The organism is Legionella fairfieldensis ATCC 49588, from assembly GCF_000621525.1.
Taxonomy (GTDB): domain Bacteria; phylum Pseudomonadota; class Gammaproteobacteria; order Legionellales; family Legionellaceae; genus Tatlockia; species Tatlockia fairfieldensis.
On sequence record NZ_JHYC01000032.1, the window covers coordinates 21634 to 33822 of the forward strand.

Sequence of the window (12189 nt, forward strand, 5' to 3'; positions counted from 1 at the left end):
TCTTTCCTTAATGCTCAACTCCTCTTAACGATACAGGATGACTTGTTTGTTCGATTGGTTTTTTATTATTGAACAAACTATATTGCCTTAAATGAACAGGGGAAGACTGAATTTGTTGAATAACAGGAGCATATTGTGCCGAATGCTCTCCAGCATAATGTTTAAAGTCCTGAACAAGCATAATCCATAGGGCTAAATGCCTGATGAACGTTCCCGGAATGAAGTCTTTTAGAGCAGTTTTTTTCAGCTGAGAAAAAGTACATTTTTTTAGAAGAATAAGACTAATTAAAAGTTTCTCTGCCAGCTCCTTCTCATTTTCTCTGTGAATATACAGATCAATAATTCTGTCTAAATATTCGTTAACCTGATCGCCTGTGATTTCAGGCGCCATAATAATCAGGGCTTCAAGAAAAGGATAAGGAGAATGCTTATTTGAACCGTGTAAATTTTGAAAGCTCAGCATTATAGCTTGTTCAATTTGAACCGGAGTAAGTTTAGGTAAAAGGCTCTTTAAGAGTTGTGTATTACTTAACTCTTCCTGAAGCATTCGTTCGAAAACGTCATTAATTTGTTCTCGGGCGAGGTGATTAACAAGAAGTGACAGGCAAGCAAATCCACTGTAATCTGGAATCCGTTCGATTGCTGAATTATAGAAAAAATTCAAGTCATCAGAAGAATTCAGTCCTGGGTTGGAGCGAAGAAGAGCTACTGCGGCTTTTACTTGTTTTTTCTCTCCGGAGAATTCTTTTTTTATAAAAGACATTAAAATGGTATATTTTTCTTGAGAAAGAGAAATTTGATGTCCTATTTTTTCAATCCGTTTAAATAGGGAGGGATAATAACCTCCATCTGGATTCTTTATTGTTAAAATAATCTCACGCAGGCTGTCTTTGGCTTCTTTGTCATTGAATTTAGTATTGGACTGATCTTGATATTCAATAGAATTTCTACTTTGAATTCGATTGCTCGGGGATGGATATAACCATTTAACAAAGTCAAAGAGACTATCCCTGTAATAAGTATTAAATTGATTAACGGGTACCTTGTTAATTGGAGCTAATTTTATTTGCGAAAAATCTACATCATAAAAAAGCTTGCCGATCACCTCCTTCGCATTTGTAGGCCCATACAAGACATTCTGGTGGAAAGGAAATGTAGCATATAAATTGTGGAGTGTCGCTCTAATTTCAGCAGGAGTTAATTGGGCTATAATTGCTTTTAGAATGTCTCTAATGGCAGATTCGATATAATAGAAGAATGTATGGCAAGCTAACGTTATTGTATTGAACATGATTTCCATTAAATGGGAAACCTTAACCTGCATTAAGATCGCAAGATAAGTTATCTGTAAGGCGTTTAATGTTAATACCAGGAATTTTTTCGCCCCAGGCTCAAACTCAAAATAAGTAAATGTTTTCCACCTCGATATCCACCACGGTTCTTCATCAAGCATCCAGGGAGGCAATGTGTTTAACAGCGAGAGCAAAGAAGCAAGAATATAATCTTTATGTATTGAATCACCATCAGGGGCAATTTGAGTTAACAAATTTAACGCTCTGTTTTGAACAGATAGAGAGGAAGGATAATTTAACTCCTTTAATGCCAGAATAATTCCCGTGTTGATTTCAGATTGTGAAAGTGAAGAAGAAAATTGGCTAAGAATATCAAAAGAAGTTTCTTCTATATGCCAGTCATCACGATTAACAATCCAACGAACAAGAGGACGTACTATTTTGCCAACACGCCAGTTATACCAGTAATTTTGAGTTGCCAAAATCAATACATCATCTATCAATTTCTTAATCTGTTCTGGAGTAAAAAAAGGAGATAATTTAATTAATAAATCCAGAGATTCTTTTCTTGTTTCATAACCATTATGCGTAAGTTCTCTCACCAACATTTCAATGGTATCTTGCTGTATGGGAAGTATTATTTTATTTTTTTTAGCAATAAGATATAAACCTTTCATTTTATCGATAAGGTTACATTTTGATTTATAAATCCAGGTTGAAATTAAAGCATAGTCCAGATAACAATTGAAAGTGAACGCATTCTGAATAATTTTTTTTTGTTGAGGTAATGAAAGAAGATTGAAGAGTCTATTTGTGAAAAAAGAATAAAGATACCTGTTAACTATTCTTAATGTTTGTAGCGTATTGTCATCAAGTTCTTTTAAAAAAGGAGGACTATTTAATAGAGAGAAAAATTCTTGCATTTCCTCCGTGAATGTAAGAGTCATTGGTTTATCCCTTATACTGCTCGTCCATAGTAGCGCGACAAAATAACCCATTTAATAGTTTAAACCATGAGTTAATTACAGACAATAGCGTAGCAACTTCTTATAAAAGTTGCTACGATTCAAGGAAGAATCAAGCACCAGGAGCAACTTGAGATCCTAAAGTTTCAAGAAAATCTTGAGTGCGGGTATTGCCTGTACCAAAGAGGCGATGAACATTGTAAGATTTATTTTTATCTTTTATTTCCGCTTGAATAAGTCCTTGCACAGTTAATTGTTGCTCTGGATTTGATAGCTTGCGAATTCTCGTTTTCAAATCGTTTAAATCAGCAATTTTAGCTTGAGCTGATACAGCATTTTTTAAATGCTTTTCAATGTAGTGTTCAATGGAATAAACTGCGTATTGAATATCCCAATCTTTGGATGGTTTATCAGCATTTTCTTCTATTTCTACTGCTTCTATTTCTTGGGGGGCATTCTCTTTACTCCAGACTTTATTCCAGGCTGCTTTAAAAGTTAATGGTTTAATTGGCTGTATGCCAAGCCTTTCTATTTTAATCTGACTTGCCCACGTATCCCAAGCGGCGGCTAAAAGAAAAACCGGTAAGAAAATAAGTCTGAGCAAGCGAGTTGGAATATCGGTGTTGTGATCGTGACCGTGGCCTGAGGAAAAACGTTCTTGTAAAAGTTGTTGCGTGCCGTGATCATGTTCATGCTCGTGTTCATGAAGAAAATCGATGAAGTAATGCATGTCTTCAAAACCTTCACTGATAATACCCAATAAGGCTGAGAGAATTGCCGGGATGCGTGGTACTTTATCGGCAGTCACCCCGATGCTCACCAAATGACCAAGAAAAAAGAGCAGGCGAAGAGGAGTAAGAGTGAGTTTTAATATCAAACGAGCAGGATTTATTCGCTGAAGCAGGTTTTCATTAGTGGTTAATTGGTGAGCAATAGCCTTACCTGTTTTTTTAATCGCATTATAGACCATCTCCAGAGATTCAATGGTATTTTGCAAAATAAAAGTAAATTGCGATAACCCGTTTACTGATGGACTCGCCACTTTCATAATGAAACCAGGCAGTCTCCCCATCCAGGCAAAAATAGGACGATTGTTTTTAACAATAGTCCACCAGGTTCCTGCTGTACAAAAGGTTAATGCCACCGCTAGAGCAAATAAGAAAATCGTGGAGCTGGCAATGAGAATGTTACGGAGAGTAAATCCTTGTTTTAGATCATTACGAATTTTAGTATACCAGTTACGCAATGTATCATTATTAATCATATCCGTAATTGCATTGTAGATGAGCAAACCGTAAGCAGCCCCTGCAATGATTGCCATTGGCGCAATAAGTGGAGGTAAGAGTGTCATAGAAATAGCGGCAAAAAATGGAATTACCGCAAACGCCTCTGTGAGTAAATAAGTCGTACCCATGCCCATGAAAACGCTCGCCAACACACTAAAAAGTTTGACCCCATGAAAAATTACTTGACGCTTTTTAAGAAGTGCTTGCCATTCATCCTGCTTATTGTTTCGAAACCATTGGCGTAGATCATCAGGTAATGTCTCCTGAGACGAAGAAAATAATTGCAAGGCAAACCATTTCTCCATCGTTTTTAATTCCTTTTCAATCTGTTTTTTCCTGGCTTTATCTGTCTTATTCAGACGCTTGTGGGCAAATTTACCGAGTAGTTGAAGTTGTATTTCGTAATCTTTAAAAAATTGGGGACAAGCCTTTGTGGCGAGAGGAGAATTATCGGCAGAAAGTGTCTCAAGCAAATACTGATTAGCAAGAAAACGCTTGAGATAGTCGCGCTTGAATAATTTATTCAGTGCTCCCTTAATATTTTGTAAATAAATTTCTCCCTCATAAGCGACAGAGAGGGCAAACGCGCCCAAAGCGATAGGCAGCAAGGGCAATAGAATGTACATGCCACTAAAACTTAAAAACCCAATAATTAAACTGGCCCCTATGGTAAGAAGTATCTGGAGGAGATAAGACGGAACTTTTTTTACTTTCATTGTTCACCAAAACAGCAGATAAAAGAGAGTGTAACTTTATAACAAATGAAAATGATTATCAATAATTATATCGGCGACTGGAAAGTAGAAGAAAAGAACGGTTAAATAGGCGCATCTAACTATTTGAATAAGGGCAATATGCGTTTATACCAATGGAAGATCGGTTTATTAGCCGGTTTTATGATGATCTTGAATTCGTTATGCGCTAAGGCAATCACGACCACGGAACAAATACAGGTTCCTCAATGTTTAGCGGCGAAATTACCTGTGCGCTACAATGTATTGGCGGAAAACAGCGCGTTTAAAATCATTGACCTGCCTGCAACAGAAATCAATAGCCTGGCTCATTTGGCCGACGAAGTACACTGTGGCCGTTTTATAAACGTAAGCCATTATTTTGCGGCATCAAATTCAAGACAACAAGACGCAGCGAAGCTTTTATTAAAACCGTTATTAAAATCAACTCCTAGGCAGACGGATGGCTACCCTGTTATTCATCACGCTATGGTTAATGAAGCAATGGCTAGAATCAATGCTGAGAATATTATGCGCACTGTTGCCCATTTGACTAGCTATTATAATCGTTCAGCTACCCGGCAAACGGGAGTTGATGTGGCAGAATGGCTGAAAATCCGATTTACTACGTTTGCTGAAGTCTACGGCCGCCAGGATACAGCGACTTATTTTGTGAAAACTGGTAAACACTATCAACAACCTTCCCTGGTCACCGTCATTGGCAAAGATCTTAAAACGCCTGCGGTTGTTATAGGTGCACACATGGATACCCTGGATGGCTATATGCCCGGCGCAGGTGATGATGCCAGTGGTTCGGCAACCATCATGGAAACGGCACGAGTGCTTTTGGAGTCTCCATTCACTTTTAAACATCCAATCTATATTGTCTGGTATGCAGCAGAAGAACGAGGGTTAGTGGGTTCTCAACAGGTGGTGCAGGATTTTTTGCATCAAAAAATCCCGGTGAAAGCGGTCATTCAGTTTGACATGACAGGCTTTCGTAGTGATAACAGTGATGCAACCATGTGGGTTTACCGCGATTACACCGATGCTCTGTTAAGTGATTTCACTGCGGAGCTTATAAAAACCTACATCCATGTTCCCGTGGCTTATTCTCGTTGTGGATACGGTTGCAGTGACCACGCCTCCTGGATGGCAGAAGGCATCCCCGCCGCCTTTCCCTGTGAAACGAGTTTTGCAGAGCACAACCCCTACATTCATACTTCAGCCGATACAATCAATTTATTAAATACAGAGCATATGACTAATTTTACCAAATTAGCTTTGGCCTTTGCGATAGAACTTGCCAGCGGATAGCTCAGGCCCAATAATGGTAAGTTAACAATATTTTAAATCCAATTTAGTCTTAACCTACCGCATTGAGTTCGGTCCGACCAACTAATTACAGATATTTTTGGACATCGAAAAGAACAATCAAGGTTATGTTTGATCTTATTCTAATCAATATGATATTATTCGCGCAAATTAGCCCTTATTAGATGACGTTTAAACCAATTTCATACGAGAACTTTTTGTGGTTGTAGGCGTAATCTATAAGTGATTGGCTATTATCGTCTCATTACATTAAAAGGAAGCCACGGAAATGAAGCTTATCCCCCGTCTATTATCGAGTGATCTCTACTTAAATTGGTACAAAACGCCATCTTTATGATCATAAATTAAACACACCAAATAGGAGTTCAACGGTAATTTGTGCCGTAAAACGATTCATTAATATTTATATTTTTTTCTCCGGCGGGAATACGATGTTAAACTGGAATGAAATGACGCAAGCTGCTACCTGGAAAGTTATACCTCTAAATCATGAAGATAGTCTTCGAAATCATCAACGAGAAATTTTATTTGAAGCAATAAACGCCTATCTTCAATGGCGTAAAAATAAAAACGCCCCCGATGACAGAGGGTTTCCTCATGGAAAATTGACCTGGCTTCGACATTTTACCCTTTTTGGCGAAACACGTGCTACTCACCTGAAAGAAATGCTTTCTACCAGTCTATCAAGTGACCCAATCGTAATATTGCAAAACCATTTTAAAAAGAACTCAAGAGTTAACAACCATTCGCTTGACACTTACTTACTTGAAAGTATTTTAAAAAACAGGAACCTGTTTCTAATCCCTGATGGATCAATTGGAAAGATGAATACACTCAAGGAACGAGCCATCCTTCGTCAACTTATTCTGGAGCAAACTATTTATCAAGAAGGTGAGTTTGTATTTCGGGTTGCTAAACTATATGAAACAGACTATACCGACACAGACGAAAAAGCGTATTTAAGTAGAGCGGTGAGTTATTACGCCGGAGCTATCCGAGCCGGTTATGAGCCAGCCTACGAAGCATTGAGAGAGTATGCACAAGCAGAGTTTAGTGAGGCTCAATATCTATTGGGTATTCAATATCATGACTGTCGGGGTCAAATCCAGGAAGCAATTGACTGGTGCATGAAGGCCGCTGAGCAAAACCATTCAAAAGCCATTGCTTATTTGCATGAAACACAGTTTCCTGTGGAATATTACTTAATGATGGCCAGAAAATATGATCAAGGGGATGAAGTTTTGCAAAACATATCCTCCGCTGTTTTCTTTTATGAGAAAGCGTATGCTTTAAAAAATAGCGAAGCGGCCTTTCGTTTGGGTCAATTATACCAATCCAACCTGGAAAGGAATAGTTTAATAAGTGACTCAGATAAAAATAAGAAACTAAAGAAAAACGCTTACAAGGCATTCAATTACTATTTAATAGCAGCCCAACAAAATGACAAAGCAGCCTTAGTGGCTATGGAAAAAATAACTGAGGATACCAATGATGACAAGCTACGCTTTGTATTGGGTCAAGTGTATCTTGATAATTGTTCCAGTCCATTGCCAGCTTTGACCTGTTTTAAACAGCTAGCTGATAAGAATAACAACGAAGGACGATCCGAATTAATCAAATTGATCAGAAGCAACCCTGATTATGCCTATTTGACAGGAAAACTATATGAAGAGGATTGTACTATTAACGATCATCTCGATAGGGCGTTTTTCTATTACTCAGTTGCGATGAAAGCAGACCATAGAGCCACACGTATAGTTTTGGAAAAATTAGCCAACGCGGGCAATATCGATGCTCAATTTATCCTTGAATGTGAATTTTACCATGCCCAAGGACAGTTCAGTGAGGCAATCAACTGGTGTATAGCTGCTGCTGAGCAGCATTATCCAAAAGCCATTGCTTATCTGTTTAATACCCAATTTGAGGCTAAACATTATTTAATGATTGCCAAAAAGTATGATCGCGGCGAAGGGGTAACCAAAAATATTGAATCTGCAATGTTCTTTTACATCAAAGCATGTGCTTTAAATAACAGAGAAGCAGCCTTTCGCTTGGGCCAATTGTATCAACCAAATTTTGAACGGGGGATCCATGAAGTGCAGAAAGAAGCTTACAAGGCATTCCACTATTATTCAATTGCCGCAAAACAAAACGATAAAGCAGCTCTGGCAGCGATGGTAGAAATTGCAGAACACGTTGATGATGATCAATTTCAATTTGATTTAAGTCAAATATACCTTGACGTTTTCGCCAATCCACTACCTGCTTTTACCCATCTTAAACGATTAGCTGATAAAAACCTGACCGAAGCAAAGATCAGGATCGAACAACTTGCAAGAAGTAATTCAAACTACGCCTATCTGATTGGCATGTTGTATGAAGAGGACGTTAATACTGAAAACCATCTACAAAAAGCCGGTTTTTATTATGCCCTTGGCATACAGTTGAGTCATGATACGTCATTTAAACAATCAGCAAATAAACGATGGAATACTCTTGTTAACGGCAAAAATATTAGCAGAGACGAATTAACAACGCTTGGCTTGATGTATTACAACGGTAGTGACGGTTTGCTCGCGGATTATCAAAAAGCAAAACAATGTTTTGATAAAGCCTGTGAAAAAGGATGCGAAACTGCGGCCTATACGCTTGGTTTAATGTTTCAGCATGCGCAAGGCGTAGCTAAAAATCTTGTGACAGCCTTGCGCTATTTTCAACTGGCTGAAGACAAACACTTTTTTTTAGCAACCTACCAAATAAATAACCTCTTAAATTCGACAGTCACCACGCTGGAAGAGCTTCGCTCTATGGCTTTGATGTATTGGCAGGGCTGCGACAGAATAACCCCAAATCCGCTCCGTGCCCTCCTTTTTTACCAGAAGGCAAGTGATCGAGGCGATCCAATAGCCGCATTTAATTTGGGTGATTTTTACCAGATTGATCATGAAAACATCCAAGCCAATGCGACACTTGCTTTTCATGCTTATTTACAAGCCGCAAAGCTTGGAAATCACGATGCATTAATTCCTTTAGAACGATTGGGAGATGAAGTAAGCGCAGAAAATCAACGGGCACTCAGTCAATTGTATGGCTCCTTTTTTCATAATCGTGAAAAAGCCCTGTATTGGCATACCAAAGCAATAGAAATAGAGCAACCCACCCTTAAAATGTAGCGGAGCACGTGGTTTTTGCAGGTAGTAAGCTTAAATATCAAGCAACATTCGCTACATGATAAAACAAATGGAGAGTTTAGCAGTATGAAAGATTTTTATGCAACACTAGGACTAACAAAAGAGGCTTCTGAACGGGATATAAAAAATGCCTACCGAAAATTGGCTTTGATCTTTCACACCGATCGAGGAGGTGATGGTGAAAAAATAAGATTAATCAATGAAGCCTATGAAACCTTATCTGATACCGAAAAAAAACACCATTATGATTTGGACTGGCAGGCTTATCAGGACGCTGATCCAGACGCTCGTATGGCGGTTGTAGAAATTGGCGGCTATCTTCTTCGTGGACCAACACCGCCTTATTCACGAGCTTTCAGGGCGCAGCACCATTCGTTGGTTCAACAATATAAAAATGCACCACTTAAAAAGCGATTACGAGAAACTATTGTCAATTTTGAATCCAGTATTTATCAAGTTAACAATTTTATTTTATCCACTTTGACCTACCATGACATTTTTAGTTTCTTACGCGCTCAAGCCAATCAGAGTGTGGAAAGAACTTTCAAATTTCAGGACAAACTAACCCCGATCCTGGCGATTAAACTCTTTATTAATTTTTTAGCGGGTGATTATTACGGCTCAAATCTGCGTGCACTAAAACAGTACCTTCGTACCGAACTAAAGACTATCAAATCTGCTAATAAGCAAGCTTCTGAAGTATTACTATTTGAAGGAATTTCTGAGTTGGTTTTCATGACTAATGAAGAACAGGTGCAGGGCCACGCACTTTTATCATCGTTGAAAAAAATAACTGATTTTAGTAAAAAAGCACCTACAGAATTGATGCCTGCCCTTGCCCCTTTATTTTATAATAAATATTTTCGAAATTTACATGCCTATGCGCTTCATCTCCATTGGCACTCCAGTGAAAATTTATTTGATGCGGATTATTTAAAACAATTTAACGGATATGAAGACGCAAGAGAATTGTTAAGTACGTTAAAAGAAAAATTGGGAAATAACAGTGGCAATAAACAATTGTCAAAACTTATTCGTTACGTCAAATTACTGTTTAATGCTGAAGAAACTGTGGGAAAATTTAATACACCAAAGTCAACTGCAAGCGAACTTAGAAAAGGCGCTTTTCTTTATTTAGACTGGATCCCGGTCTTTATGGATAAAAGCAGCAAAGAAGTTCTGGTTAATATTTTTTTACAAATTGGGATTCGATTTCAACATGCATCAAGGCTGGAATCTCAGCCAGCATTAAAAATGGCTGATGAACGTTTAGCAATGAAAATGTATTTAACAGCTGGAGGCATTGCTAATCATTCCACACCTGACATAGAAATCTATGCAAATACGCACATAGTAAAATACCTTTCAGACTTCAAATTTGAAGATGAAACACTTACAGAAGTCATACCCGCTTTAAAAAAACGGACTTTATTTATTTCGGATGTCTTTCCTTTTTTTGAAAAGCCACAATCAACGATTGCCTTTTTAAAGCAGGAAAATCAAACGCTCCATTTGATGCGTCACTTGCTAAACGCGATGCTTACAACGCTTGAATATAATAAAACACACGCTGATGGGATTGCTATCGATCATTCCGCGGCTACTATTTTTTATGAAATCTATGCAGCCTGTGTGAACAACTGGTTCAAGAAAGAATATGATCCTGCATTAGAAAAAAAATTTCGTCTGGAATTAATGGACGAATTATTATTTGATAATAGCTGGACATTTTTAGACGTTGAACAACTTATCAATTCACCGTGGATAATGATTGATCGGGATGAAGACGGATGGATTAAGTCCTCTCGCTCGCTACCCTATGCCGACGATGAATTTATTAAATATCGAACAATCAATGGGGCAGAAGTTAATCAGAAAACAGGGGAAATTAATTTTTTTATGACACCATGGACTAAAGAACGTCCTGTTTCTGAAAAACTATTTACCTTGTTTGATTTGCAACAAATGCTGGAGAAAAATTTATCCTCAGCAATTTTTAGTCTTGATCCGGTCGATCCAGACAGACCCTATCATCCCTTTAATGCATTACGATTTTCCCCTTCTCAATTGTGCGAGAGTGAATTATTAAACACAATGTTGTTAACGGATTATATCTTGAAATTTTTAACAACCAATCAGGAAGTTCAAGGCCAATATCCTTTTGATCAAAGATCTGTAGCATCAATGATTCAACATCTTCCCGCATATTTACGTAAAATTATTGATGATTTTCATAAGGCGCAACACACTGGCGCACTTCATCGATTCTGGATTGAAGCCGAAGAGCTTGATGTAGCATTGTCCGATGAAGACATAACAAAACAGGATATAACAAGAATTGCGCTGGGCAATTTAAAAATGGTTGTAAAAAAACATCGAATGGAGCGTGATATTTATGGAAATTTACAGGATGTGGGCGATGAAGACGAAGGCTGGCCAATCTATGTTTTAACGCGAGAGCAAGTCGAGCAGGTAAATTCGGGGCAACAGGTTATTACGGGTCACGCCATGATTTTTATTCATGCCGCAACGGAGTTGTATTATTGGGAAAATAATGAGGTTATCAAAGCGCATCGTCCTGAAAATTATCGTGAAACATTGATACGATTATATATACAACCTCGGGACTCCACGGGCAAAGTTATCCAAAATACTAAAAACAGGCCCCTGCTTTATAGAGTGACCAGAGAAATGGCCCGCCAAACCGGATTATCAGATCGCTATTCTTCCGAGTTTATTTTTGCTCATCTATTTACTACCCACTACGATGAATTCGCGCAATATTTACCTGAATTTGGGCGATTGAAAGAGCTGAGTAAAATCGCTACGCTAATCAGGGTCTTGGACAATATGCGTCAATCCAATCAGGAGTCTATCGAGGCCCTGGATTTTTTACTAAATGGCTCATTATCCCCTGTTCCTGATACCAGCGCTTATCGTCACTATTATAAAATCCAACAGAGCATAGAGAAGCAAATTACGAAGTCATTCGATAAATGGCGAAAAGAGTTATCCACCTCGGTATTACAGAAAAAATGGCGTAATGAATTGAACCGGATTATGAGTGAAATCGGTCCATTAACGTTTAGCAGCGATTCAACTGAAGTCAATGAAGCCTGTAAAGATTGGCTCAATGAACTATCCAGGCAAAATCCGGGTATTTCACCATTTCGCATCATAAGAGAGGTTATTAACCCCAAACGCGCTGAAATTGCCGAACAACTGTCAAAATCTAAACAGGCAAGTTACCGACGCCAACTTTCTGAACTATTTTCTGCAAAATTAGCATCTATTGGACATGTTACTTATAGTCAATTAATTGATTCCTTGTTGCAGGGGAATGTGAATCCTTTAGCCAACGCACTCATGAATCAAGAGAAAATCGAAGC

The 12189-nt window shown here is 38.2% G+C and carries 5 protein-coding genes; 3 read left to right on the forward strand and 2 right to left on the reverse strand.

The genetic code is table 11. From position 1 onward, the window contains the following. Window positions 1-7 precede the first annotated feature (7 nt). Together T345_RS0109425 and T345_RS0109430 are read right to left on the reverse strand one after the other, a co-directional pair. Window positions 8-2239: a hypothetical protein gene (locus tag T345_RS0109425; RefSeq protein ID WP_028389134.1), complete on the reverse strand. Its 2232-nt coding sequence runs from the start codon at window positions 2237-2239 to the stop codon at window positions 8-10. Window positions 2240-2369: 130 nt separating this feature from the next. Further along, a complete protein-coding gene (locus T345_RS0109430; protein WP_028389135.1) occupies window positions 2370-4259 on the reverse strand; it encodes a hypothetical protein in 1890 nt (629 codons plus the stop codon). Window positions 4260-4397: 138 nt separating this feature from the next. Here T345_RS0109430 and lapA point away from each other — a divergent pair, with 138 nt between their 5' ends. The 3 genes from lapA to T345_RS0109445 all read left to right on the forward strand — a co-directional run. After that, window positions 4398-5591 carry an aminopeptidase LapA gene (lapA, locus tag T345_RS0109435; protein WP_028389136.1) on the forward strand — a complete coding sequence of 398 codons (1194 nt, stop codon included), beginning with the start codon at window positions 4398-4400 and terminating at the stop codon, window positions 5589-5591. Between the two features lie 449 nt (window positions 5592-6040). Further along, a complete protein-coding gene (locus T345_RS0109440; RefSeq protein ID WP_028389137.1) occupies window positions 6041-8782 on the forward strand; it encodes a tetratricopeptide repeat protein in 2742 nt (913 codons plus the stop codon). A gap of 84 nt (window positions 8783-8866) precedes the next feature. Next, on the forward strand, window positions 8867-12189 hold a 3323-nt coding region (locus T345_RS0109445; protein WP_028389138.1), incomplete at its 3' end, for a J domain-containing protein.

Bases quoted from the DNA above. Each gene is read 5' to 3' on its own strand.
- T345_RS0109425 (WP_028389134.1), bottom strand. From the start codon at position 2,239: ATGACTCTTACATTCACGGAGGAAATGCAAGAATTTTTCTCTCTATTA.
- T345_RS0109430 (WP_028389135.1), bottom strand. From the start codon at position 4,259: ATGAAAGTAAAAAAAGTTCCGTCTTATCTCCTCCAGATACTTCTTACC.
- lapA (WP_028389136.1), top strand. From the start codon at position 4,398: ATGCGTTTATACCAATGGAAGATCGGTTTATTAGCCGGTTTTATGATG.
- T345_RS0109440 (WP_028389137.1), top strand. From the start codon at position 6,041: ATGTTAAACTGGAATGAAATGACGCAAGCTGCTACCTGGAAAGTTATA.